Origin of the sequence: Cryobacterium ruanii (genome assembly GCF_004404055.1) — a bacterium.
Lineage (GTDB): Bacteria > Actinomycetota > Actinomycetes > Actinomycetales > Microbacteriaceae > Cryobacterium > Cryobacterium ruanii.
Window position 1 is genome coordinate 130,297 of record NZ_SOHK01000007.1, and the last position, 24,808, is coordinate 155,104.

Below are 24,808 nucleotides of genomic sequence, written 5' to 3' on the forward strand. Positions count from 1 at the left end.
GGGTGCCAGACTCCAACTCCCGCCCGAACACTTTTGGTCAGCTTCCTCCCAGTAAATGGCCGGGGGAGCGCCTCGGCTTGCCCCGGTTCGGGCCCAGTTCCATCGGCCGGCCTGGGCGACGACTGCTCGGCTTCGCCATCGACTGGGCGATCGCCATCGGAGTCTCGGCGATCTTCTTCAACTACGATCCGGCCGCCAACCTGATCATTTTCGTCATACTGCAGATCGTCTTCATTCCCACGATCGGAGCAAGTCTGGGCCATCGGCTGGTCGGACTGCGGGTTATCTCCATCCACGGCGGGTGGATCGGACCGTGGCGTCCGATCGTACGCTCGGTTCTCCTGGGGATTGCGCTTCCCGCACTGGTCTGGGACTCCGACCAACGCGGCTTCCATGACAAGGTCGCGGGTACGGCCCTCATCCGCCGATAGCCTCCTGCAAGAACGAGATAGGGCCGAAACGCTGTGAGTTTCGGCCCTTCATCTCCCCCTGCTTTTGGTCAGCCGCGCTGCGGCCGCGCTTTCATCGGGTCGACGCCCTTGGGAATGGGGAGTTTCGTGCCCATGGAGTTGAGGCGGTTGTTCACAGCGAGCACCTCGGCCTTGGTGAGCGTCGGCTTGATCCTAGTCAGGCGGCGTGCCAGCTTGTGCAGTGGTACGGCGTCGTCGTCCGGTCCGACCGAGATGACCGTCACGCCGACGTTTCCGCCGATGCGCACAATTTTGCGCTTTTCTTCGTCGAGCATACGGGTCGTGCGCGTCTTGGGACCCTCGCTGATCAGCACGACACCGCCGCGGCCGACAGCACGGTAAACCGCATCCTGCGTCTTGCCGTTGACGGCCACCGGCATTTCACTGCCCACCCAGCCCCGTTTGAGCGAGCTGCGCAAGACTGCACCGACGGCTCCGGGCTGGCCCTCGATCTGCGAATAGGCAGCCTTCTCGGCGCGACGGCCGAGGATGATGAGCATCGCCAGGATACCGGCGAGTACGCCGGCGACGATCCAGAGCACCATCGTAAAAACGTTGCTGCCTGGTATCAGCAGGGCCAGTGCCAGGCTGATCAGAACGGGTATGAGGAAGGCCAAAACCAGGATCCAGACGATGTTCGAGTCGTAGCGTCTCGTCATCTGGAAAACCTGCCACATTTGCTTCAAGCGGCCGGGCTGTTTTGGTTTTTTGGGGGTCTTTTCCTTGCTGCGTGCCATGGGTACAAGACTACCCAGTCACTCGAATGCCGCGTGACCGAATTCGCATTACGAGGCGGCCTGCGCGAACCCGAGCTGGGCATCCGCCAACTGGCGCAATTCGGCGGGGATTTCCCGTCCGGTCGCGACCATCGACTGGGCCCACAGCCGACCCGCACGATAGGACGAGCGCACGAGCGGTCCGGACAGCACGCCGAGAAAGCCGATCTCCTTCGCTTCCTCGTTGAGCTCGACGAATTCTTCCGGACGTACCCAACGGGCCACCGGCAGATGACGGGCGCTCGGGCGCAGGTACTGCGTGATCGTGATGATGTCGGTGCCAGCCTCGTGCAGGTCGTGCAGCGCCTGGGTGATCTCGGCGCGTTCCTCACCCATACCAAGGATCAGGTTGGACTTCGTTATCATTCCGGCCTTGCGGCCCTGGGTGAGCACGTCGAGTGACCGGTCATACCGAAATGCCGGGCGGATGCGCTTGAAGATGCGTGGAACGGTTTCCACATTGTGAGCGAAAACCTCCGGTCTGGCATCGAAGACCTGGGCGAGGTGCTCCGGGTTGCCGGAGAAGTCCGGCACGAGAATCTCCACGCCGGTTCCGGGGCTCTGCTGATGGATCTGGCGGATCGTTTCCGCGTAGAGCCAGGCGCCCTCATCGGGCAGGTCATCGCGGGCGACACCGGTCACGGTGGCATAGCGCAGGTTCATGGACACAACGGATTCGCCGACGCGACGCGGTTCATCCGTGTCATAGTCGGCTGGCTTTCCGGTGTCGATCTGACAGAAGTCGCACCGTCTGGTGCACTGCGAGCCACCGATCAGGAAGGTCGCTTCGCGGTCTTCCCAGCATTCGAAAATGTTCGGACAGCCCGCCTCCTGGCAGACGGTGTGCAAATTTTCGCTCTTGACCAGGCTCTGCAGTTTTTGATATTCCGGACCCATCCGGGCGACCGTCTTGATCCAGGACGGCTTGCGTTCGATCGGGGTTTCCGCGTTGCGGATTTCCAGGCGCAGGAGTTTGCGGCCTTCGGGTACTGCGCTCATGAGTTTGTCCTGACGGTGTCGAGGCTGGCCTGGGTGGTGTTGGCCGAAGGCCTGCTCACGGGGTTCAGATTCGTGGAGCGACGAAAGGCCGCCGTAATGGGTTCGATCAATTCGTTCGGGTCGACGGTGCGCCCGAGCACGCGGGACATTGTGGTCACCCCGGCGTCGCGGATTCCGCAGGCGATGATGCGGGAATAGGGTTCGAGAGAGTTGCTGCAATTGAGGGCAAAACCGTGCATGGTCACACCTTGGGCGACCCGAATGCCAATGGCGGCGATCTTGTCTTCGTGACCGGCCTCCCCAACCCACACCCCGGAGCGTCCGGCCACTCGCACGGCATCGATCCCGAATTCAATCAGAACCTCGATCAGGATGCCTTCGAGGGATCGAACGTAGCCGACGACGTCGACGGGTTCCTGCAGGTGCAAGATCGGATAGCCGACAAGCTGGCCGGGGCCGTGCCAGGTGATTTTGCCACCTCGGTCGACGTCGATGACCGGCGTGTCGTCAATCGGGCGTTCCTCGGGCAGGGTGCGCTTTCCGGCGGTGTACACGGCCGGATGCTCCAGCAGGAGGACGGTGTCTGGGCGCTCTCGGGCGACGACGGAACGATGGACTGCGCGTTGGAGCTCAAGGCCCTCAACATACGGCACGGGGTTGGCGCTTAGCCCCGCGACGACAAAGTCGAGCATCTGCACAGTATAGGGGCAGGGTAGGTCCAATGGGCGCAGTGGGCACGGGGCGGCCCGAGCGCGCATGCGTCGGCTCCTCCACCGCAGCGCGTCGCTCTTGCTCTGCACGAACGCGGCGTCCGCGGCTCGGCCCACGGGGCTACTGCCTGATCATGGTCGAGTGAGAAGACGCGCTGAACGACCCCTGGTTTCGGTCGACGATATGGCCTGGCTACGTCCTCGCCGCAGCGAGCACGCCCCGCCACGCAGCGAAGCTGCGGCTGCGGGTGCGATGCACACAGATGGCGTCGTCGCCGGACACCGTGTGATCCGGTTACTCGGTTTGGGGGCTCGAGCAGCGGTGTACCTGGGTCATTCGGGTGACGGGAGCACGGTGGCGCTGAAAGTGTTTAAAGCCGACACCGAGCCGGCGAGCATCGAGCTTGATATCGCCGTGCTGACGTCGGCGGCAGCGTCGGGGCTCGTGCGTTTGCTCGACGTCGCGCAGCTTGGCGATGGTCGCATCTGCCTGGTCATGGAACGACTCACCGGGGGGTCCCTCGCCGGATACCTCGTCAACCACCCCCGCCTGTCACCCGGGGAGATCGTGACACTTTTGGCGCCAATCACCGTTGCACTGCACGCCATGCACACGGGCGGGTTCACACATGGCGGCGTGAGTCAGGCCACCATTCTGCTCGACGCGAACGGCCGTGCCGTGCTGACCGGTTTCGGTGCCGTTTCGCATGTCAGCAATCTGCCCCGCGAACGGCTCGGGCAGCTCCGAGACGATTACGAACGACTGGGCACCGTGCTGGCAACCCTGTGTGACTTTCTAGACCCATCGGATTCGCATTGTGCCAGCGCGGCAGTGCTCCTCAGACGGTTCCAGGGCGCCATACACCCGCATCAAAATCCACCCGGGGCAGAGCGAGCCGACGGCGGTGCGTCCATCGGTTCGGTCCTGGAGGTGTTCGAGCACGATCTTTTCGACTGGGCCGACGCCGAACCTCTTCGAGGTTTTCAACACGCTACCCGGGCCGCGGTGAACGCGCTGCTCCACGAGGACACCGCAATGGAAACGGCTGCCCCGCAGTTTGACGGTGGCCGGCGCTGGCGTACCCTGCTCATCTCGCATGGTGTTGACCCAATTGTGACAGCCGGTGACAACGGATTCGCTGACGATGTCACCGCCAACACCACCGACGATTTTGATAGATCCGGCTTCGACAGCGAATCCGACGGCGAATTCGACCGTGCGCTGCCGCGCGGGCGTGGCGGTCAAGTCGGCACAGCTCTCCGCGCGCTTTCCGGGCGGGGCAGGGATGTCCTGCAGGACCTGCAGCGGAAGGCGCGGCGCGGTCGCGCGTTCGCGACCGCGGTGGACTCGGTCGCCGGTTCGGTGGCCGACTCCCATCCGCTCAAAGCCGCCGGACACGCGCTGCGTAAGCGACTCCACGGTCACCAACGGCCCCTGCTGGTGGCGGCTCTCGTCGGCGCCGGATTGCTGGTGCTCGCCCTGTCCCTGTTTCCGGTGCCGGGGCGTGCCGGTGAAGCCGGGACGGCCCGGACTGCAGGTGCCGATGGCACGGCTGGGACCGCTGAGATACCAATAGCTCAAATGTCGCCATCAGCCGATCTCGCAACGGATGTCGCTGGCGCGGACGACACCTCCACTGACCCGGGTGACGAGCCCCCAGTCCCGCATCAATCTGATACTGAGACCCAGGCGGCGATTGCGGGCGATGACCCGGTAGCGGCGGTCGTGGCACTCCTTGGCCGTCGGTCCTCCTGCCTGGCGGCGGCCTCCCTGATCTGTCTCATTGGTGTGGATCAGACCGGTTCGGCCATGCTGACGCTAGACAGCTACGACGCACGCGAACGTCAGCAGGGCGGATCCGGCCGAGACCTAGCTGACTACGTGGGATATCTGCCGGCGTTGGCGGAACGAACCGGCGACCTTGCCGTCGTCGTGTTGGCCCCGATACCGGGTAAAGAAAAAGGCCAGCCGGCCTCGGTCCTTGTGGTCAAGGGCGAGGGCGGCTGGCGTCTCCGTGAGATTTTCGACTACTGAACTGCCGCAGAGTCGACTACGCACGACCGATCAAGTGGAGCTGTCAGATGCCGAGGTTGCCCTCGAACGCTCCGGCTTCAAGACGTGCCTTCATCGTCGTGAGGAAGCGGGCTGCGTCCGCGCCGTCGATGATGCGGTGGTCGTAGGACAGCGCGAGATACACGCTCGACCGGATAGCGATGGAGTCCAGACCGTCGGTGGTGACGACGAGCGGCTTCTTGTACACGATCCCAGTGCCGAGAATGGCACTCTGCGGTAGAAAGACGACGGGCGTGTCGAACAGCGCGCCGCGCGAACCAGTGTTGGTCAGCGTGAACGTTCCACCACTGAGTTCGTCAGGCTTGAGCTTGTTGTCCCGGGTGCGAGCGGCGAGGTCGGCAATCTGGGCGGCAAAGCCAGCCAGGTTGAGTTCCCCGGCATTGCGCACGACCGGGGTCAGTAGGCCACGCTCGGTGTCGACGGCAATGCTGATGTTCTCTTGGGCCGGGTACACGATGGTGTCGCCCTCGATCGTGGCGTTCACGATCGGGACGGCACGAAGAGCCTCAGCGGCAGCGAGAGCAAAAAATGGCAGGAACGAGAGCTTGTTGCCGGTCTTCTCAGCGAACACACCCTTGACCCGGTCGCGCAGCATGGCAACGCGGGTGACGTCGACCTCGACCACGGTGGTGAGCTGAGCGGATGACTGCATCGAGATGACGGCCCGCTCCGCGACGACCTTGCGCAAACGCGACATCGGCTGGGTGGTGCCGCGCAGCGGCGACACCTCGACCACCGGTGCGGCTGCGGCCGTGCCGACAGCCGAGGCGGCCTGCACGATATCTTCCTTGCGGATGCGTCCGCCCACTCCGGTGCCGCTGATCGTCGACAGGTCGACGCCGGCCTCGTTTGCGAGCTTGCGCACGATCGGTGTGACATATCCACTAGTACCGGCGTGGGAGCCACGAGCTGCGGGAACGGCCGCAGCCGGTGACGGTGCCGCGACGGGCGCAGCGGGCGCGGGGGCAGGGGCGACGGGAGCTGGTGCTGCGACGGGTGCGGGGGCTGCAACCGGTGCTGCGACGGGTGCGGGGGCTGCAACCGGTGCTGCGACGGGTGCGGGGGCTGCAACCGGTGCTGCGACGGGTGCGGGGGCTGCAACCGGTGCCGGCGCCTCGGCGACGGGTGTCTCAGCGACCGGCGCCTCGGCGACGGGTGCGGCAGCGCCGGATCCATCGCCGATGGTGACGAGCGGGGTGCCGACCTCGACGGTCTCGTCTTCCTGCACCAGGATGGCCTCGATGATGCCGGCGACCGGGGACGGGATTTCCGTGTCCACCTTGTCGGTCGATACCTCGAGCAATGGCTCGTCGACCTCCACGCGGTCGCCCACGTTCTTGAGCCAGCGGGTGACCGTGCCCTCTGTGACACTCTCTCCGAGTGCCGGGAGGCTGACGGATTCGCTCATGCGTATGTCTCCTTCAAAACCGTTTGCTTATCTGAAAATTGGATGAAAATGGTGGGATCCGGCTACATCGCGTGAAGCGGTTTGCCGGCGAGAGCCAGGAAAGCCTCACCCATCGCTTCATTCTGCGTCGGGTGCGCGTGCAGGAACGGAGTGATGTCCTCCGGGTACGCTTCCCAGTTCACCACAAGCTGGCCTTCGCCGATGAGCTCGCCAACACGGGCGCCGATCATGTGGATTCCCACGATGGGGCCGTCCTTGACCCGCACGAGCTTGACCGAACCGGCGGTGCCGAGAATGGAACTCTTGCCGTTTCCGCCGAGGTTGTACTCATAGGTGGAAATCTGGTCAGCACCGAACTTGTCGGCGGCTTTGGCTTCGCTGTAACCGACGGAGGCGACTTCGGGGTCAGAGTAGGTGACCTTGGGGATGTTCAAGTCCTCGACGATGATCGGGTTCAGCCCGGCGATTTCTTCGGCGACGAAGATGCCCTGCTGAAAACCGCGGTGCGCGAGCTGAAGTCCGGGAACGATGTCGCCCACGGCGTAGACGCCAGGGAGGTTCGTGGCGAGGCGCTCGTCGGTAATGACGAACCCGCGGTCCATGGTGACGCCGACCTCGTCGTAACCGAGACCCGCGGTGACCGGGCCGCGGCCGACGGCCACGAGCAGAATATCGGCCTCAACGGTCGTACCGTTCTCCAGGGTGACGACAACGCCCGAGTCGGACTGCGTGACACTCTGAAAGCGGATGCCGAGGGAGAACTCGATACCGCGCTTGCGGAACGCCCGCTCGAACTGCTTGGAGATCGACTCCTCCTCGTTGGGCACGAGGTGCGGGAGTGCTTCGATGATCGTGACATCGGCGCCGAAGGACTTCCAGACGCTGGCGAACTCGACGCCGATGACGCCGCCGCCGAGCACTGCAACCTTCTTCGGAACGTAGTCCAAGGCGAGTGCGGTCTCACTCGTGATGACGCGCCCGCCGATCTCGAGCCCGGGGAGCGAGCGTGAGTAGGAACCCGTGGCAAGGATCACGTTCTTGCCGACGATCAGGTCTTCGCCAACTCGAACGGTGGTGGGGGAGATCAAATGGCCTTCGCCCTCGATCACGGTGATCCCGCGAGCCTTGATCAGGCCCTGCAGTCCCTTGTACTTGCTCGCTACGATACCCTCGCGGAACGCAGTGACGGCGGCCATATCGATGCCATCGAACGCGGTCTTGACGCCGTATTTGGCGGCTTCACGGCTGACGTCCGCGACCTCGGCCGAGTGCAGGAGGGCCTTGGTCGGAATGCAACCGACGTGCAGGCAGGTGCCGCCGAGTTTGCCCTTCTCGATCAGACCAACGGTGAATCCCAGCTGCACGGCCCGCAGCGCTGCTGCGTATCCACCGCTTCCGCCACCGAGAACGACAATGTCAAAATTCTGTTCCGACACTCAGCTACTCCCTCGCGCATTACCCTTTGTCACGACGACTGACATATTGTGCTGATCGGCCGCGTGGTTTGACAAGCTTTTTCTTGCCTCTCCGACTGTACTACGGGCGTGAAAAGTCCTCGGCCAGTCGAAGGAGTGACCGAACGGACACGCCGGTCGGTCCGGCAGCGGTGAATCCCCAGCCGGCTCCGGAGTTCTGGGCCGGCCCGGCAATGTCGAGGTGAGCCCACGGAATCGTCCGGCCCGCGGTATCCGTTCCGATGAACTCCCGCAGAAAGATCCCAGCCAGGAGCATTCCGCCGGCCGTGCTGCCGATTTTTGCGTTGGCGATGTCGGCGACATCGGAATTGAGAGTGACGCGCAACTCGTCCGGGAACGGCATCGGCCAGGCGGCCTCGCCGACCGCGGCGCTGGCCGCGAGCACCTGTTGAACGAGAGCGTCATCGCCCATGGTGGCAAAATACCGGGTGCCCAAGGCAACCACGGCGGCGCCGGTCAGGGTGGCAACGTCGATGATGGCGTCTGGGTGTTCCTCAGCGGCAGCGACGAGGCCGTCGGCGAGCACGAGGCGACCCTCGGCATCCGTGTTGAGCACCTCGACAGTGCGTCCTCCGCGCATTCGCAGCACGTCATTGGGGCGAATGGCCGAACCCGACGGCATGTTCTCGGCGATGCACATCCATGCGGTGATGCGCACCGGCAGCTGAAGCCTTGCGGCAGCCACCACCACGGCGAGCACCGTGGCGGCACCGGTCATGTCGTATTTCATGCCGACCATCGATGCCGGTGGTTTAAGCGAAAGTCCACCGGTGTCGAACGTGATGCCCTTACCGACGAGGGCGAGGTGCTTACCGGCTCCGGTCGGGGTGTAGCTGAGCTTGACCAGGCGCGGCGGTCGGGTCGATCCGGCTCCGACCCCAGCGATGCCGCCGAACCCGTCGGCGGCGAGCTGATGTTCGTCCCAGACGGTCACATCTATCGGCAGGTCTCGCGCAGCCTCGACCGCGAGATTGGCGAGCGACGCCGGGTAGAGGTCGAGTGGTGGCATATTCACGAGGTCCTTCACCAGGCGGATCGCCTCCGCGCTGACTAGGGCGCGCTCCACAGCGGATGCCGCAGGGGTTGTGGTGTGCACGACGACGCTCCGGGCCGGCAGCTTCGCATCGGCCAGCGAGCTGTGCCGGTAGGTCGAGTACGAGTAGCCGCCGAGAGCAGCGCCTTCGAGTACGGCCTCCACCTGCTCGGCGCTGGTCAGTGGAACCGCGAAAGCGACCGAGGCTGCACCGGTTAGCTGGCGAACGGCTGAACCGGCCGCGCGGCGGAGGGTATCGGTGCTGATCTGGCGTCCGAGCCCGACCACGGCGATGCTGCGCGGGGTGCCGATCGTGGTCACGAGGCGCACCACCTCATCACGTGCGCCGGTCACGTCCAGCAGCGGCAGTTGGGCCGCCACCGACGCGAAGAGGGCCTCACCGAGCGTGACGTCGGCGAGCAGCCGCGCCCCGTCATCCGTTTGAAGTGACGCGAGGATGAGAATGTCCGCGGCTGAGTCACCCGCGGACTCGGTGGACAGGGACAGTGTGGGAACGGTCATAAAACGATGCTAGCCGTGGCTGCGTTTGCGCTGTTCGCGCCTGTTCGCTCTGGGCGCGAAGCTGAAAGCTCGTAAACACAACACGATCGGGGCCTCCGGATTAGAGTTGAGGAATGCTGGACCCCACGGAGTTGTACGAACTTACCCCTGACGCCGATGGCGTTCCGGAAGGATTGCATCTCGTCATGGGCCTGACCGGCTTCGCGGATGCCGGCGGTGCGGTCGCGCAATTCACCGACTACCTCCTGACCACGCTGGATCACACAGAGGTGGCGTCGTTCGACACCGACGCCCTGCTCGATTACCGGGCCAGGCGCCCGATCATCTACTTCGATCAGGATCACCTCACCAACTACCAACCTCCATCGCTACGCCTGTACCTCGCCCGCGACGAGATTGGGCAGCCGTTTCTGTTCCTGACCGGCTTCGAGCCTGACTTTCGCTGGGAGCAGTTCACTGCTGCCATGCTGCAGCTTGTCGATCGATTCACCGTCGCCTCGACGACCTGGGTGCATGCCATCCCGATGCCGGTGCCACACACGCGTCCGGTCGGCGTGACGGTCAGCGGCAATCGTTCCGACCTCATCGAGAATCGGTCGGTGTGGCGGCCGCACACGCAGGTGGCGGCCAACATACTGCACCTTCTGGAATTCCGTCTGCAGGAACGAGGCGCATCGACCGTCGGATACGTGTTGCTCATTCCGCACTATCTGGGCGACACCGAGTTTCCTGCGGCCGCCCTGGCCGCCCTCGAGAGTACGAGCGCGTCGACCGGCTTGATCTTTCCGACCGATCGCTTGCGTGAGGCCAATCGCGAATTCGTTGCACGAATCGATGACCAGGTACAGAGCAACCCCGAACTGGCCAAGCTCGTTGGCACCCTGGAGCAGCGATACGACGCCTATATGGAGGGCAGCCCACTGCGGTCGCCACTCACCGACGAAGACGGTGAACTGCCATCGGCTGATGAAATCGCCGCCGAACTCGAGAATTTCCTTGCTTTGCGTCGCAGTCGTGACGACGGGGCCGCCCATTAGCACCAGTGCGGCGTAGCAGAGCGCTGTTGAACGGCTTGAGCCATCGGTGAAGAGAGCGCGATAGATTGGATCGAGTGAACTCTCGTCGATCCACCCTGATCTTTATCATTGGGTCGTTCGCGTACCTGTCGGCCGTCTTGCAGCGCACCTCAATGGGGATCGCCGGGGTGGCAGCCGCGGAAAGATTCGGAGGGTCAGCCGCCATTCTCTCCAGTCTGGCCGTCGTTCAACTCATCGTGTACGCCGCCGCGCAGATTCCGGTCGGAGTGTTGGTCGACCGCTACGGTCCGCGGGTGCTCATGATCACCGGTACTGCGCTTATGATCATTGGCCAAATCACTCTGGCCCTTGCACCGGATATCACGATCGCCGTCATCGGACGCATTCTCGTTGGCGCGGGCGATGCGACGATCTTCATCTCAATGATCCGCCTCATCAGCTCCTGGTTCAGCGGTCGCATCGTTCCGCTGTTGTCCCAGTGGATGGGCAACATCGGGCAACTCGGCCAGGTTCTCTCCGCGGTGCCCCTGGCCTGGTTGCTGCATGCGAGCGGCTGGACGCCAGCTTTTCTGTCGGCCGCATCCGTGGCAGTTATCGCCCTTATCGTGGTCACTATTTTCGTGCAGGACCGGCCAAGGGACGTCATCGAGCACGCACGCACCAACAGCCTCGGCATGGCACTGACCCAGCTGCGACACAGCTTTCGACGCCCAGGAACCCAGCTCGGATTCTGGTCACACTACGTGACACAGTCGTCCGGAACGGTCTTCAGCTTGCTCTGGGGCTATCCGTTCATGGTCTTCGGCCTCGGCTACGAACCAGCGTTCGCCGCGGGGATGCTCACCGTGCTGGTCGGCACCGGACTCGTTTTCGGCCCGATCCTCGGCCTGCTGACGGCACGCCACCCCCTGCGCCGGAGCAACATCGTGCTCGGCATTGTGACAGGAATCGGTGCCGCCTGGGCTATCGTGTTGCTCTGGCCTGGTGTTCCACCGCTTTGGACGATCGTGCTGTTGCTGGTGGTGCTCGGCATTGGCGGGCCCGGCTCCCTCATCGGTTTCGACTTCGCGCGCACGTTCAACCCGCAGCGCAGCCTGGGGTCGGCAAACGGCGTCGTCAACGTGGGTGGCTTCACGGCGAGCTTCGTCATGATGTACCTGATCGGGTTACTGCTCGATCTGCAAAACGGTTGGCGTGTGGCCGGAGGGGCGACCAGCGACCTGTATGCGCTCGACGCCTTCCGAGCGGCGTTCGCGGTGCAATACGTCATCGTCGGCATCGGCGTTGGCTTTCTGGTGCACGCCAGGCGGCGAACTCGGCGCCAGCTCTCCCGCGATGAGGGAATAGAAGTCGCACCGATCTGGGTTGCACTATCACGCGCTTGGAAAAAGCGTGACCACTGAGGGTAGTACGGGCCGTGGCTTGTCGTGCAGACAAACCGTGCAATAATTGAACTTAGGACCCGTTCTGGTCCGGGGCATGCCGAATTCAATTTGGTGTGGACATCCCGGGACTTGACATGGGTCCAAGTTCTGCCCAAAAACGCTTCTGGCTCCGTTCTGGCTCCCAAAAGCAGGTAAGACTCCGCATGAGAGGTGTTCGAATGGTAACCACCGCCAAGACCGAGGTGACCGACGAGTCTGTCACGACTCCCGCAGTACCGGCGGTCAAAAAGATTGTCACAAAGGCCACAGCCGCTAAAGCTGCCGCAGCGACGAAGAAGTCCGCAGCTGCTGTCGAGAAGCCGGCCCCGAAGAAACGTGTCACGAAGGCAAAGGTCGTCAAGAAAGATGACGACGCCGACGTGGACGCCGGTTCTGAAGCCGACGAGGACGACTTGGACGACGACAGCACCAAGCGCACGACCTCGACGGAACCGCTCCCCAGCGGAGCACTCGTGCTCTCGCTCGTCGACGACGACGACGAGGTTCCGGTCTACTCCAGCGCCATCACCGGCGCCACGGCCGACCCGGTCAAGGATTACCTTAAACAGATCGGCAAGGTCGCACTGCTGAATGCGGCCGAAGAGGTCGAACTGGCGATGCGCATCGAGGCCGGCCTGTTCGCCGAAGACAAGCTCTCGGAGATGACCGACGTCGAGAAGAAGAATCCCCTTGGCCGTGAGCTGCAGTGGGTCGCGAAAGACGGTGCCAGGGCCAAAAGTCACCTCCTCGGTGCAAACCTGCGCCTCGTCGTGTCTCTCGCCAAGCGGTACACCGGCCGTGGAATGCAGTTCCTCGACTTGATTCAGGAGGGTAACCTCGGCCTCATTCGTGCCGTCGAAAAGTTCGACTACACGAAGGGCTTTAAGTTCAGCACGTACGCCACCTGGTGGATTCGCCAAGCCATCACCCGAGCCATGGCCGATCAGGCCCGCACCATTCGTATTCCCGTGCATATGGTCGAGGTCATCAACAAGCTCGCCCGCGTGCAGCGCCAGATGCTGCAGGATCTCGGTCGCGAACCCACGCCGGAAGAACTCAGCCGCGAACTCGACATGACGCCAGAGAAGGTCGTCGAAGTACAGAAGTACGGGCGCGAACCGATCTCGCTGCACACGCCGCTCGGTGAAGACGGTGACAGCGAATTCGGCGACCTCATTGAAGACACGGAAGCCGTCGTCCCGGCGGATGCGGTGGGCTTCACCATGCTGCAGAAGCAGTTGGAAAGCCTGCTCGACTCGCTCTCGGAGCGGGAAGCCGGCGTGATTCGCATGCGCTTTGGCCTCGGTGACGGTATGCCGAAAACACTGGACCAGATCGGAGACACCTTCGGCGTAACGCGCGAGCGCATCCGCCAGATTGAGTCCAAGACGATGGCCAAGCTTCGTCACCCGTCCCGGTCGCAGTCCCTGCGCGACTACCTCGAGTAAACGTGGCAGTGACAGAACCCGCTCGGCTTTCGAAGCGCGGTTTCGTGACTTCCGTCCGGTACGCTCCGGCGATTCTCCTCGGGCGGGCCGTTCGGGTACTGGCGCGTTGGCGTAAGCCCGGAGGTGGCTCTGCCATCCCCGGGGTTGTGGTCAACCGCATCGCCCCTGGCTTTCTCGCAACGACCCTCAACGGGTTTCCCCTCGGGCTCGTCATCGTCACGGGATCCAGCGGTAAATCTACGACGACCAAGATGCTCGTCGCCGTGTTGCGCGCTCACGGCCTGACCGTGTTTACCAACCAGTCGACGGCGAACATCAGCCAGGGGCTGACCAGCGCTCTGCTGGAACGGGTCAGCTTGTCCGGGCAGATCGCTGGTGATGTTGCTGTGCTCGAAATGGACGAAGGACATGGCGCGTTCATCGCAGGGTCGCTGACTCCGCGAGTCGTCGCCCTCACCAACGTCATGGTCGACCAGATCGACAGGTTCCACGATTCGGAAATGGTCGCCGTCCTGCTCGGAAAGATCGCCGCGCGCGCGACGGAGACGGTAGTACTCAACGCCGATGACCGTTACCTCACCGATCTCGGCTCCAGCCTTGACAGCACGGTGGGTGTCGCCCGCTACGGAGTGACCGCCGAAGTGCTGGGCCAGTATCCCCGCGGACTCGGTTACGCCGAAACCGCAGCGAATAGGCTGCCGACCGGCACCGGCCTTCAGCTCACCCGCGTGGTCGGCCGTGACGCCACGGTGGAATTTGGCGCGGACAGCCACAGCATTCGGCTGCCGGCGCGCGGCATCCACTATGCCGTCGACGCTTTGACCGCGTTGAGTACGGCCCAGGCGACTCTCGGCGACGGCTTCGATCCCACCATCGCCTGTGCGGCGCTGTCGGCTATGCCGGCCGTTTTCGGTCGCGGTGAGGTCGTCACAGTTGGCGGTAAGACCATCGAGTTCGTGCTGGTCCAAAACCCGTCGAGTTTCCAGCTCAACGTCGACAGCCTGGAAGACGGCACGGAGCAAATCCTGGTGATCATCGGCTCCGACGTTCGAGACCCGTCTTACTTCTGGCCGGTGGACACCTCCCGCCTGGACCACGTACTCATCGCCTCGGGCCTGAAGGCGCACGATATCGCCCTGCAGCTCGCCTACGACAACGTTCGAGTGGATTGCATCGAACCCGATGTGCCGACGGCCCTCGACGCATTCCTGGCCTTGCCAGATCCCACGTCCGGGGTGAAGACCATCATCTTCTCGGCCGACGGCATGCGTCGCACTCGCGCACATCTCCGCCTCGTCTCCAACGCTGAGGATCCGGTATGACCGCCACTTTACCGGGGCGGCCGTTCACAGTCATCTCGCTGCTGCCCCGCCTGCTCAATACGAACGGAGATGCCGGCAACGCCCGGGTACTCGCCCAGCGCATTCGCTGGAGCGGTCACGACGCCCAAGTCGTCGACGTGCACTCCCGCGCGGACCTTCCCGAGCAGGTCGACGCCGTATCCATCGGTTCAGGAACGGACGCTGCGCTCATCCCGGCCCGGGATGCGCTGCGCACCCTGGTCGAGGAATTGCGCGTCTGGTCCAACTCCGGCGTTCCCATCCTGGCGGTTGGTACCGGCTGGGAATTGTTGAGCTGGGGCATCGACCTTTCCGACGGCACCGTGCTCGAGGGTCTCGGCCTCGTTGCCGGCCAGGCCGTGCCTCGAAAGACCCGCGCTACCGACGACATCATCATTATCTCGAAATATGGCCGGCTTATCGGCTTCGAGAACCACGCGCGTGACTATGTCGGCGCCGAAGCCAGCCCGCTCGGACGGGTGCTCTATGGCAGTGGAAACGGTACGCGATCATCCGGCCCGCAGATCGAGGGGCTGATCATGGGGGAGGTGTTTTGCACGCACCTGCACGGACCCGTGCTCGCGCGCAATCCCGCGCTCGCGGATCACCTGCTGCGGGCGGCGTTCAGCCGCCATGGACTCGAGTATGCTCGCGGCGTCCGGGCGGACAGCGCCGATGCGACAGCACAGGCCGCGCGCAACGAAGTCGCCGTTCGCTTGGGCCAGAACGCCGAATAGCATGAGCTGCTTAACAAAAGTGGGCGGCTGGCCGAAGCCAGCCGCCTACCAGCGCCCTCAACTCGAACAGCAGCTAGGAGCGCTGGTCTTCCAGCAGTCGACTTGACTCGTCGTGCCAGCTCTCGGCGATGCTCGCGAGCTTTTCTTGGTGCTTTCGACCGTGGTGGGCGCAGAACAACAGTTCGCTGTTCTTGACGACAACACGAATGTAGGCCTGGGCGCCGCAAGCGTCGCAGCGGTCGGCTGCGGTGAGCTGGTGGGGGGCGCCCTGCTTGTTTCCAGCACCGTTGTCTACAGCACCATTTTCGGTGGCGATCTGGGACATATTCTCCTCCTCCAGACTGAATTTCAATTTCCCGTTGACTCAATGTAAACACGCCGGGGGACCATTGACGAGATGAACGGCCGGTATTTCGCTTACCGCGTAGCCGCGTCATGCCGTACGTCGACTCGCGACTAGTCGGGCTGGCGCGAAGGATCGCCGGTCGGGGCCGGTATTCTTGATCGTTGTGAGCTCTGACTATTCCGCACGCCACCTGTCAGTCCTTGAGGGACTGGAGGCAGTGCGCAAACGCCCCGGCATGTACATCGGTTCCACCGACTCGCGCGGCCTGATGCACTGCCTCTGGGAGATCATCGACAACTCCGTCGACGAGGCTCTCGGTGGGCACGGCGCGAGTATCCACATCGAGCTGCATCCCGATCAGAGCGTCGAAGTGCGCGACACCGCCCGCGGAATCCCGGTCGACATCGAACCCAAGACCGGCCTGACCGGCGTTGAGGTCGTGTTCACCAAGCTGCACGCCGGCGGAAAGTTCGGCAGCGGATCCTACGCCGTGTCGGGCGGGCTGCACGGAGTGGGAGCATCCGTCGTCAACGCCCTCTCCGAGCGGCTCGACGTCGAGGTCGACCGCGACGGTAAGACCTGGGCCATGTCCTTCCACCGCGGCGAACCTGGCCTGTTCGCTGATTCGGGAGACAAGAGCCCCGATGCCCCGTTCACCCCCTTCGAGAACCAGAGCGAGTTGCGGGTGATCGGCAAGGTGAAACGCGGCCTAACCGGAACCCGCATCCGCTACTGGGCCGACCGCCAAATCTTCACCAAGGGCGCAACTTTCCAAACCGACGAGGTGCTGAACCGCGCCCGCCAGACGGCCTTCCTCGTGCCGGGGCTCGCCATCGAGGTCGCCGATCGACGCACCGACGAGCCGGTGACCAACCTGTTCCAGTTCGACGGCGGCATCTCCGAGTTCGTCGAACACCTAGCCACGGATGCCCCGATCACCGATACCTGGCGACTGACCGGCAGCGGTACCTTCAGCGAGACCGTGCCCGTGCTCACCGACAAGGGCGCCATGGTGCCGACCGAGCTCGTGCGCGACTGCCAGGTGGACATCGCCCTGCGCTGGGGCACTGGCTACGACACAATCGTGCAAAGCTTCGTCAACATCATCGCCACTCCCAAGGGCGGCACCCACCAGGCCGGCTTCGATGCCGGACTGCTGAAATTCCTGCGCGGCCAGGTCGACCTCAACGCCCGTCGACTCAAGGTGGGCAGCGACAAACTCGACAAGGACGATGTGATGGCCGGGCTCACCGCGGTGCTCACCGTGCGCCTGCCCGAACCGCAGTTCGAGGGTCAGACCAAGGAGGTGCTCGGAACCCCGGCGGTGCGCGCAATCGTCGCGAATGTTGTCGCCACGGCCATGGCTGATCGGTACGCCTCGCCGAAACGGGACGATAAGACGCAGTCGGCGCTGCTGCTCGACAAGATCGTCGCCGAGATGAAGTCCCGAATTTCCGCTCGGGCGCATAAGGAAACCCAGCGACGCAAGAACGCTCTGGAAAGTTCGTCCCTGCCGGCGAAGCTGGTCGACTGTCGCAGCAACGATGTGTCAACGAGCGAGCTGTTCATCGTCGAGGGGGACTCGGCCCTCGGCACGGCCAAACTCGCCCGCGACAGCGAGCACCAGGCGCTGCTGCCGATTCGTGGCAAGATCCTCAACGTGCAGAAGGCATCCGTTTCGGACATGCTATCCAACACGGAGTGTGCCTCGATCATCCAGGTGATCGGGGCCGGCTCCGGGCGCAGCTTCGACCTTTCGGCGGCTCGCTACGGCAAGGTCATCATCATGAGCGACGCCGATGTGGACGGTGCTCACATTCGCACCCTGCTCCTCACGCTGTTCTTCCGGTACATGCGTCCGATGATCACCGAGGGTCGCGTGTTCGCCGCCGTGCCGCCCCTGCACCGGGTCATCGTCATGAACCCGGGCAGTAAACCCAACGAGACCATCTACACCTACTCGGAAACCGAACTGCACTCGGTCCTGAGTGCGCTTGAGAAGAAGAACCGCCGTTATCAGGACCCGATTCAGCGGTACAAGGGCCTCGGTGAAATGGATGCCGACCAGCTCGCGACCACGACCATGGAACGAGCCCACCGCACCCTGCGGCGGGTGCGGGTCGACGATGCCGAGTCTGCCGGGAAGGTGTTCGAGTTGCTGATGGGCAACGACGTTGCCCCGCGCAAGGAGTTCATCATCGACAGCTCCGACAAGCTGTCCCGCGACCGCATAGACGTCTAGATGGACTGCCTTCCGGGTGGGCGGTTGAGAGGCCGGTCGCCAGCCCCGCAGCGGGGCTGATTCAGGATATGCGTATCGGTGACGCTGCCGTTCCGCCTTGTTTACGTACCCGGAGAGACGCATCCATAGTTTTTCGTGAATCAGCCACGAGTCGGGGCGGTTCCGGCCTACAGGTACTCCCGACGTACTAGATTTCGGCGCCGATAGCACCAATCATCGCGTCGAGCATGACACCGGAGGCATCACGGCGAGAGCCCGACTCCGGCAGGGCGCGTGGTGTGCCGTCCGGTCCGACGGCACGAGCCGGGGCACGGCCGACCCAGGCCACCGCCAGGGTGTCTTCACCCTTGAGGAAACGCTGGGCGCGCACCCCGCCCGTCGCCCGCCCCTTGGCCGGGTATTCCGAGTAGTCGCTCTGCTTGGCGCTGCCCGGATCGGTACCCAACAAGGTCTGGTTGCTCGCCGCTACCGTAGCCACAACGGCCGTCTCGACGTCGTCGGGAGACAAACTCGTGAAGAACACGACCGTTTCGCCCGGAGTCAGCTTGATGCCGGCCATGCCGCCTGCCGCCCGCCCCTGAGGCCGCACGCCGACAGCGGTGAAACGCAACAGCTGCGCATCCGAGGTGATGAAGACCAGGTCGTCGTCCTCGGCGCCCTGCACAGCACCGACCACCTCGTCCGTGGCTTTGAGCGCGATGATCTCGAAGTCCGGCTTGTTCGCCCAGTCATTCGGCACGACGCGTTTCACGACGCCCTGCCGGGTTCCCAGTGCGATTGCCCGATCGGAGTCGAGCGAGACGATCGCGAGAACGCGTTCCTTCTTATCGGGCAGCACCAGGTACTCACTGATGCGTACGCCAGCGGCGAGCTGAATCGACGTCGGCGGCATCACCGGCAGGTCGACGGGAGAGAAGCGGATGAGCCGGCCACGGTTGGTCACCACGCCCACCTCGGTACGACTCGTTGTGTCCAGCGTCGACAGCACGGCGTCATGCTTGCTCCGCCGCTGGGGTGGCTGGATGCGAGGCGGTACAGCGTCGTCGACCGTGACCAGGTCGACGCGGGCAATGCGCCCGGTCACGCTCAGGAAGACCCGGGTGGGAATATCCTGCACTTCGAGCACCGCGGCCTGACGTTTGGCGGCAGCCGCCGACAAGCCCGCGATACTCGGCTTCGCCTCGGTAAGCACCGTGCGCCGCGGGGTGCCGAACTTGTCGGCTACTGCGCCCAGTTCTTCCGACACGAGCGTGCGGATAGCCGGCTTGGACGACAAGAGCTTTTCGAGTTGCGCGATCTCGGCGAGCAACTGGTCGCGTTCGGATTCAAGATCGATTCGAGAGAACTTCGTCAAACGTCGCAACCGAAGTTCGAGAATGTACTCGGCCTGGATCTGGCTCAGGTCGAACACATCGATGAGTCTGGCACGGGCTTGCTCGGTGTCGTCGCTGGCCCGAATAACCTGGATGACCTCGTCGATGTCGAGAATCGCAACGAGCAGACCGAGTACGAGGTGCAACCGCTCTTTGCGCCGGGCCAGCCGATAGGCCGAGCGACGGGTGACGACCTCGATGCGATGGTCGACGTAGACGTGCAGTAGTTCGAGCAAGCCGAGGGTCTGCGGGGCGCCGTTGACGAGGGCGACAGCGTTGATGTTAAAGGACTCTTCCAAGGGGGTGTATCGGTAGAGCTGCTCGAGCACGGCATCCGGGCTGAACCCGGTCTTGATGCCGATGACGAGGCGCAGGCCCTTGGTGCGGTCGGTGAGGTCGGTGACGTCCGAAATGCCGCTGAGTTTCTTGGAGTTCACGCCGTCCTTGATCTTCTCGATCACCTTTTCCGGACCGACCAGGTAGGGGAGTTCGGTCACGACGAGTCCGGTTTTGCGGGCGGTGATCGCCTCGATCGAGACGCGGGCGCGGGTCTTGAAGCTGCCACGGCCGGTACTGTACGCGTCCTTGATCCCGGTCAGGCCCACGATCGTGCCACCGGTGGGCAGGTCGGGCCCCGGCACGAACTCCATGACGTCGTCGAGACTCGCGTTCGGGTGGGCCAGCAGGTGCCGGGCGGCACCGACCACCTCGATTAAATTGTGCGGGGCCATGTTCGTCGCCATACCGACGGCGATGCCGCTCGTGCCGTTGACGAGCAGGTTGGGGTAGGCCGCCGGCAATACGTCGGGCTGGGTGAGCTGATTGTCGTAATTGGGCACGAAATCGACGACGTCCTCGTCGAGATTCTCGGTCATCGCCAGCGCTGGCGGCGCGAGTCGGGCTTCCGTGTAACGCGGCGCGGCTGGCCCGTCATCGAGCGAGCCGAAGTTTCCATGCCCGTCGATGAGTGGCACCCGGAGCGAGAACGACTGGGCCATGCGTACGAGGGCGTCATAGATGGCGGTGTCCCCGTGGGGGTGCAGCTTGCCCATTACTTCCCCCACGACACGGGCGCTCTTCACGTGGCCTTTGTCCGGGCGCAGCCCCATTTCGCTCATCTGGTACAGGATGCGCCGCTGCACGGGTTTCAAGCCGTCCCGCGCGTCGGGCAACGCCCGGGAGTAGATCACCGAATAGGCGTACTCGAGAAAGGAGCCCTGCATCTCCACCGACACATCAACGTCTTCGATGCGTTCGGTGCTGGCGGTACTGGCGGCTGGTGGGGTGTTGTCTGAGCGGCTCATCATGAATTCTGCTTCAAGCGTGCGGCAATAACCGATCGAACCGGTCACGCTGCACTACGTAGGGAGCGCCTGCGGAGCGCTGGAGGGCTCGGGTTCCGCCCTGTGAAAGAATGAGACCCGATGCCCACCATGCTACCGGCCCGCCAATTCAGTGCCCTGCGCCTTGCCGATGTTCTCACCAGTTCCCTCGATGCCGTTTGCGCCCGGCCGAATCCGCTGGGGCTCCCTGCCGTGCGCAAAGCGGTCGTGATTCTGGCCGATGGGCTCGGCGTCAGCTCGATCCGGGCCAGGGCCGGGCACGCCCGATTCTTGTCGTCCCGCCTGAACAAATCCAGCATCATCGACGGTGTATTCCCCGCCACGACGGCCGCAGGAATCGCTACCCTGACCACCGGAGTCGAACCGGGCCAGCACGGCCTGGTCGGCTACCAGGTGCTCGACCGTGCCCATGACAGGGTGGTGAACCAACTCACCGGCTGGGACGACGGTATGCAGCCAGCAACCTGGCAGCGGTCCCGCACCGTCTTCGACCGTGCCGGCGACGAGAACGTGCCGAGTTTTGCCATCGGTCCCAAACGGTTCATTGGCTCTGGCTTCACCCAGGCCGTCCTGCGCGGGGCCCAGTATGTGCCGGCCGAGAAGGTGGCGGAGCGATTCGCGGCCGCGCGCAGCATTCTCTCGGAAAACCCGTCGGCTTTGATCTACCTTTACGTGGCCGAGCTCGACGTCGCCGCGCACGCGCACGGGTGGGAATCCGACCGGTGGCTGGCCCAACTCGAAAGCCTTGACTCCGAACTGACCCGCTTTGCCTCCACCCTGCGCTCCGACGAGGGACTCCTGCTCACCGCAGATCACGGTGTCATCGATGTGCCGAGCACCAGACACGTTTTGTTCGATACCGAACCCGCGCTCGTTACCGGAGTGCGCCACATAGCGGGGGACCCGCGCTGCGTGCAGCTGTATCTGGATTCGCAGCAGGCCGAGGCCGGGTCTGACTCGAGCGCCGCCGACACGCTGGCGGATGCCTGGCGTACGTCCCAGGGGGACCGCGCCTGGGTCTACACCCGTGCCGAAGCTGTCGCCGCCGGCCTGTACGGCCGGGTGGCCGCCGAGGTCCTGCCGCGCATCGGCGACGTGCTCATCGCTGCCCGCAAGTCCATCGCCTATTACGATTCCCGGCCGGCAAACCAGAAAGCCCGCGGCATGATCGGACAGCACGGCTCCCTTACCGATGAGGAAGTGCGTGTACCGCTGATCCGCGCAGGCGCCTTCGAGAGATGACAGGCTGGCGCTGATCGTTCCGGCGCTGGAACAGCAGCGGAACGATCGGAACGGCCCTTGCGGCCCTAGACCGGGTACTGCCGGCGCTTCACCTGCGGCTTGGGCAGGCGCATCGGACGAAGCTGCAGCGCGCGCATGGCCGCATACCAGCGGATGCGTTCGGCCTTATCGGCGCCGAACTTCGCCTCGATCTTTTTGGTGAGGATGAAGCCGAGCACGACGCAGTCGATGACAGCGAGGATGAAGAAGGCCCAGAGCGCGAAAATCGCGTAGACGTCAATGCTCGGAATCGTGGTGAGAAGAATGACCAGGAACATGATTGGAATCATCAGCTCGCCGACGTTGAATCGAGCGTCGACATAGTCACGTGCGTAGCGTTTCTGCAGGCCGCGTTCACGCAGCGGCAGATACTTGTCGATTCCGGCGGCCATGCCGGCGCGGGCGACGTCGCGCGCAGCCGTTGACTTCGCGCGCGCCTGCTTTGCGGCGAGCTTACGATCATCCGGAACGAGCGGGCGCTTGTTGGCCGCTTCCTGCTTCTTCCGGGTGGGGGTCGCCTGACCCTTACCCACGTTGTGCGTGAGGCCGAGGCGTGCTGCGGTCTCGTCGGAACTTTCTATCGACGGCTGGGCGTCGGGGTTTACGGGAGGCTTGGCCACATCAAATCCTTGCAATTGGGTGCCTTAAGATTACCCGTATGACTGGTAACCCACAGACAAATTCACGTTCCGACGGCCCTACGCTTCGCTCCGACACCGGTTCAGAGGCCCGGGCAGCCCTCCGCGCCGCAGTCGAATTGGGCTTCCCCACCACCATCGCCGACCTGTGTGCACTGGTGCGTATCCCCTCGGTGTCGTGGGCGGCGTTCGACCCGGCGCAGGTTGCCGTGAGCGCAGAGGCCGTCGCCGCGCTGGTGCGAGAGCTCGACGTGTTTGAATCGGTCGAGATCGTGCAAGCGAGCATCGTGCCGGCCAGCGCTGGCGGCGACCCCGAGCTGGGCCAGCCAGCGGTCCTGGCCTCGCGCCCGGCGCGCAACGGCCGCCCGACCGTTCTGCTCTACGCCCACCACGACGTGCAGCCCCCCGGCAGAGACGACGATTGGGAATCCGATCCCTTTACCCCGACCGTGCGCGGTGACCGACTCTACGGGCGCGGCGCGGCCGACGACAAGGCTGGCGTCATGGCGCACGTCGCCTCAATCCGCGCCCTCGTTGCGGCCGTCGGTGCTGACTTTGATTTGGGGATCGCCCTGTTCATCGAGGGGGAGGAAGAATTCGGCAGCCGCTCCTTTGCGACCTTCCTGGACGAAAACCGGGAGGCCCTGCGTGGCGACGTGATCGTCGTGGCCGATTCGAACAACTGGGACATCAACACGCCCGCCATCACCACGGCGCTGCGCGGCAATGTCACCCTGCGTTTGACGGTGCGCACCCTGGCTCACGCCTCGCACTCCGGAATGTACGGGGGAGCGGTACCCGATGCCATGCTCGTCACCATCAAGCTGTTGGCCACGCTCTACCACGCGGACGGCTCAATCGCTGTGGCGGGCCTGACCAGCATGGAGATGCCCACCCCCGACTATTCCGAACAGCAACTGCGTGCGGAAACTGGTCTGCTGCCGGGAGTCACTCCGATCGGCCACGGTTCTATCCTGAGCCGGATCTGGTACCAGCCGGCGCTGACCGTGACCGGCATCGACGCGCCGACCGTCGACACCGCCTCCAACACACTCACCCCGACGGTGACCGTTCGGATCAGTACGCGCATCGCCCCCGGCCAATCCGCCATCGAGGCTGCCGCAGCGATAGAGGCGCACCTGCTGCAAAATGCGCCATTCGGCGCGGTTGTCGAGATCGACGACGTGGATACCGGAGAGCCCTTTCTGGTTGACACCAGCGGGTGGGCCGTGGCCGAAGCGCGCTCCGCCATGACGGATGCCTGGGGCGTGCCGCCGGTCGATATCGGTGTCGGTGGATCCATCCCCTTCATCGCCGACCTCGTGCGCACCTTCCCGGCAGCACAGATCCTGGTCACTGGAGTGGAGGATCCAGATTCCCGGGCGCACAGTCCGAACGAATCCCTGCACCTGGGCGTCTTCAAACGCGCCGTTCTTAGCGAGGCTTTCCTGCTCGGCAGACTGAACGGGCGCACCACCCACTGACCCGCCCAGGTACCCACTCGACAGCCAACCCTCAGGTGCAATGTGACACGTTGGGAATGTCCATGTCGACATTCGGGTTGTCGAAGGTAGAATTAGTAGAGACCGCAATGCATGAGATCGCAACCGTGCGTAATTGCGTGAACCGAGGAGAAGCATGACCGACACCATGACCGAAACCGTCAGCACTGCTGACGCCGTGCACGCCCCGGCTACCGCCCATGGCGTCGGACTCACGGAGGCTGCCGCCCTCAAGGTGCGCAGCCTGCTAACCCAGGAAGGCCGTGAGGACCTCCGCCTTCGCGTCGCCGTGCAGCCCGGCGGTTGCTCCGGCCTGATCTACCAGCTCTACTTCGACGAGCGCGTTCTCGACGGCGACGCCCTCGTCGATTTCGATGGCGTCGGGGTCGTCGTCGACAAGATGAGTGTCCCCTACCTCGACGGTGCCTCGATCAACTTCGAGGACACGATCGAGAAGCAGGGCTTTACCATCGACAACCCCAACGCCGGCGGCAGCTGCGCCTGTGGTGATTCATTCCACTAGCACCGGTTAGCGGCCGCATTGGTTGGTTAGAAACACCCGGCAGGGGCATCATCACTTCGATGGTGTCTCTGCCTTTTTTCTGCCGCATTGTTCTCGAATTGCCCGTA

The 24,808-nt window shown here is 63.9% G+C and carries 20 protein-coding genes; 11 read left to right on the forward strand and 9 right to left on the reverse strand.

Translation table 11 applies throughout. From position 1 onward, the window contains the following. Positions 1-2 precede the first annotated feature (2 nt). Entirely contained in the window at positions 3-431 is a 429-nt protein-coding gene (locus E3T47_RS04100) for an RDD family protein (protein WP_134554549.1), read from the forward strand. A gap of 68 nt (positions 432-499) precedes the next feature. On the opposite strand, the gene E3T47_RS04105 is transcribed toward E3T47_RS04100, so the two are convergent. The 3 genes from E3T47_RS04105 to lipB are packed head-to-tail and all read right to left on the reverse strand — an operon-like array spanning position 500 to position 2,937. Continuing rightward, positions 500-1,207, reverse strand: a complete 708-nt coding sequence (locus E3T47_RS04105) for a DUF4191 domain-containing protein (protein WP_134554550.1) — start codon at positions 1,205-1,207, stop codon at positions 500-502. A 48-nt stretch (positions 1,208-1,255) separates the two neighbouring features. Further along, positions 1,256-2,245: a lipoyl synthase gene (lipA, locus tag E3T47_RS04110; RefSeq protein WP_134554552.1), complete on the reverse strand. Its 990-nt coding sequence runs from the start codon at positions 2,243-2,245 to the stop codon at positions 1,256-1,258. Further along, positions 2,242-2,937, reverse strand: a complete 696-nt coding sequence (gene lipB / locus E3T47_RS04115) for a lipoyl(octanoyl) transferase LipB (RefSeq protein WP_134554554.1) — start codon at positions 2,935-2,937, stop codon at positions 2,242-2,244. Before lipB ends, lipA begins: the two co-directional genes overlap by 4 nt. Before the next feature lie 271 nt (positions 2,938-3,208). Between lipB and E3T47_RS04120 the strand changes: the two genes are divergently transcribed. Next, on the forward strand, positions 3,209-4,990 hold the full coding sequence (locus E3T47_RS04120; RefSeq protein WP_241981966.1) for a protein kinase domain-containing protein: 1,782 nt from the start codon (positions 3,209-3,211) through the stop codon (positions 4,988-4,990). A gap of 43 nt (positions 4,991-5,033) precedes the next feature. On the opposite strand, the gene E3T47_RS04125 is transcribed toward E3T47_RS04120, so the two are convergent. From E3T47_RS04125 to E3T47_RS04135, 3 genes are all read right to left on the reverse strand, one after another. Then, a complete protein-coding gene (locus tag E3T47_RS04125; protein ID WP_134554558.1) occupies positions 5,034-6,437 on the reverse strand; it encodes a 2-oxo acid dehydrogenase subunit E2 in 1,404 nt (467 codons plus the stop codon). A gap of 62 nt (positions 6,438-6,499) precedes the next feature. Next, entirely contained in the window at positions 6,500-7,873 is a 1,374-nt protein-coding gene (lpdA, locus tag E3T47_RS04130; RefSeq protein WP_134554560.1) for a dihydrolipoyl dehydrogenase, read from the reverse strand. Positions 7,874-7,973: 100 nt separating this feature from the next. Next, a complete protein-coding gene (locus E3T47_RS04135) occupies positions 7,974-9,467 on the reverse strand; it encodes a leucyl aminopeptidase (RefSeq protein WP_134554562.1) in 1,494 nt (497 codons plus the stop codon). 113 nt (positions 9,468-9,580) lie between these two features. Between E3T47_RS04135 and E3T47_RS04140 the strand changes: the two genes are divergently transcribed. The 5 genes from E3T47_RS04140 to E3T47_RS04160 all read left to right on the forward strand — a co-directional run bounded on the left by E3T47_RS04140 (position 9,581) and on the right by E3T47_RS04160 (position 15,453). Then, the gene (locus tag E3T47_RS04140; RefSeq protein WP_134554564.1) at positions 9,581-10,504 is read left to right on the forward strand and encodes a proteasome assembly chaperone family protein; all 924 of its coding nucleotides are present in this window, start codon (positions 9,581-9,583) and stop codon (positions 10,502-10,504) included. A 74-nt stretch (positions 10,505-10,578) separates the two neighbouring features. Continuing rightward, positions 10,579-11,907, forward strand: a complete 1,329-nt coding sequence (locus tag E3T47_RS04145; protein WP_134554566.1) for an MFS transporter — start codon at positions 10,579-10,581, stop codon at positions 11,905-11,907. Positions 11,908-12,107: 200 nt separating this feature from the next. After that, positions 12,108-13,376: an RNA polymerase sigma factor gene (locus E3T47_RS04150; protein WP_241981923.1), complete on the forward strand. Its 1,269-nt coding sequence runs from the start codon at positions 12,108-12,110 to the stop codon at positions 13,374-13,376. A 44-nt stretch (positions 13,377-13,420) separates the two neighbouring features. Next, positions 13,421-14,698: a MurT ligase domain-containing protein gene (locus tag E3T47_RS04155; RefSeq protein WP_134554570.1), complete on the forward strand. Its 1,278-nt coding sequence runs from the start codon at positions 13,421-13,423 to the stop codon at positions 14,696-14,698. Next, a complete protein-coding gene (locus E3T47_RS04160) occupies positions 14,695-15,453 on the forward strand; it encodes a type 1 glutamine amidotransferase (protein WP_134554572.1) in 759 nt (252 codons plus the stop codon). The genes E3T47_RS04155 and E3T47_RS04160 overlap by 4 nt, the downstream gene beginning before the upstream one ends. 73 nt (positions 15,454-15,526) lie before the next feature. Here E3T47_RS04160 and E3T47_RS04165 read toward each other — a convergent pair whose 3' ends face one another. Next, a complete protein-coding gene (locus E3T47_RS04165; protein ID WP_166805609.1) occupies positions 15,527-15,778 on the reverse strand; it encodes a DUF7455 domain-containing protein in 252 nt (83 codons plus the stop codon). A 184-nt stretch (positions 15,779-15,962) separates the two neighbouring features. Here E3T47_RS04165 and E3T47_RS04170 point away from each other — a divergent pair, with 184 nt between their 5' ends. Beyond that, positions 15,963-18,041 carry a DNA gyrase/topoisomerase IV subunit B gene (locus E3T47_RS04170; protein WP_174844633.1) on the forward strand — a complete coding sequence of 693 codons (2,079 nt, stop codon included), beginning with the start codon at positions 15,963-15,965 and terminating at the stop codon, positions 18,039-18,041. A 187-nt stretch (positions 18,042-18,228) separates the two neighbouring features. Here E3T47_RS04170 and E3T47_RS04175 read toward each other — a convergent pair whose 3' ends face one another. Continuing rightward, positions 18,229-20,721: a DNA gyrase/topoisomerase IV subunit A gene (locus tag E3T47_RS04175; protein WP_422386471.1), complete on the reverse strand. Its 2,493-nt coding sequence runs from the start codon at positions 20,719-20,721 to the stop codon at positions 18,229-18,231. A gap of 117 nt (positions 20,722-20,838) precedes the next feature. On the opposite strand from E3T47_RS04175, the gene E3T47_RS04180 reads away from it, so the two are divergent. Continuing rightward, positions 20,839-21,999, forward strand: a complete 1,161-nt coding sequence (locus E3T47_RS04180; RefSeq protein WP_241981925.1) for an alkaline phosphatase family protein — start codon at positions 20,839-20,841, stop codon at positions 21,997-21,999. Positions 22,000-22,064: 65 nt separating this feature from the next. On the opposite strand, the gene E3T47_RS04185 is transcribed toward E3T47_RS04180, so the two are convergent. Continuing rightward, a complete protein-coding gene (locus tag E3T47_RS04185) occupies positions 22,065-22,658 on the reverse strand; it encodes a DUF3043 domain-containing protein (protein ID WP_134554574.1) in 594 nt (197 codons plus the stop codon). A 38-nt stretch (positions 22,659-22,696) separates the two neighbouring features. On the opposite strand from E3T47_RS04185, the gene E3T47_RS04190 reads away from it, so the two are divergent. Both E3T47_RS04190 and E3T47_RS04195 read left to right on the forward strand, forming a co-directional pair. Further along, positions 22,697-24,160 (forward strand): dipeptidase, encoded by a 1,464-nt coding sequence (locus E3T47_RS04190; protein ID WP_134554576.1) that lies wholly within the window; start codon positions 22,697-22,699, stop codon positions 24,158-24,160. A 154-nt stretch (positions 24,161-24,314) separates the two neighbouring features. Next, positions 24,315-24,701, forward strand: coding sequence for a HesB/IscA family protein (locus E3T47_RS04195; protein WP_198416585.1), 387 nt, complete (start codon positions 24,315-24,317; stop codon positions 24,699-24,701). The last annotated feature ends 107 nt before the right edge of the window (positions 24,702-24,808 follow it).

Excerpts from the sequence above, each read along its gene's own strand:
- E3T47_RS04165 (WP_166805609.1), bottom strand. The coding sequence starts at position 15,778 with ATGTCCCAGATCGCCACCGAAAATGGTGCTGTAGACAACGGTGCTGGA.
- E3T47_RS04125 (WP_134554558.1), bottom strand. The coding sequence starts at position 6,437 with ATGAGCGAATCCGTCAGCCTCCCGGCACTCGGAGAGAGTGTCACAGAG.
- E3T47_RS04150 (WP_241981923.1), top strand. The coding sequence starts at position 12,108 with ATGGTAACCACCGCCAAGACCGAGGTGACCGACGAGTCTGTCACGACT.
- E3T47_RS04160 (WP_134554572.1), top strand. The coding sequence starts at position 14,695 with ATGACCGCCACTTTACCGGGGCGGCCGTTCACAGTCATCTCGCTGCTG.
- E3T47_RS04190 (WP_134554576.1), top strand. The coding sequence starts at position 22,697 with ATGACTGGTAACCCACAGACAAATTCACGTTCCGACGGCCCTACGCTT.
- lipA (WP_134554552.1), bottom strand. The coding sequence starts at position 2,245 with ATGAGCGCAGTACCCGAAGGCCGCAAACTCCTGCGCCTGGAAATCCGC.
- E3T47_RS04120 (WP_241981966.1), top strand. The coding sequence starts at position 3,209 with ATGCACACAGATGGCGTCGTCGCCGGACACCGTGTGATCCGGTTACTC.
- lipB (WP_134554554.1), bottom strand. The coding sequence starts at position 2,937 with ATGCTCGACTTTGTCGTCGCGGGGCTAAGCGCCAACCCCGTGCCGTAT.
- E3T47_RS04135 (WP_134554562.1), bottom strand. The coding sequence starts at position 9,467 with ATGACCGTTCCCACACTGTCCCTGTCCACCGAGTCCGCGGGTGACTCA.
- E3T47_RS04105 (WP_134554550.1), bottom strand. The coding sequence starts at position 1,207 with ATGGCACGCAGCAAGGAAAAGACCCCCAAAAAACCAAAACAGCCCGGC.
- E3T47_RS04195 (WP_198416585.1), top strand. The coding sequence starts at position 24,315 with ATGACCGACACCATGACCGAAACCGTCAGCACTGCTGACGCCGTGCAC.
- E3T47_RS04175 (WP_422386471.1), bottom strand. The coding sequence starts at position 20,721 with ATGATGAGCCGCTCAGACAACACCCCACCAGCCGCCAGTACCGCCAGC.
- E3T47_RS04140 (WP_134554564.1), top strand. The coding sequence starts at position 9,581 with ATGCTGGACCCCACGGAGTTGTACGAACTTACCCCTGACGCCGATGGC.
- E3T47_RS04180 (WP_241981925.1), top strand. The coding sequence starts at position 20,839 with ATGCCCACCATGCTACCGGCCCGCCAATTCAGTGCCCTGCGCCTTGCC.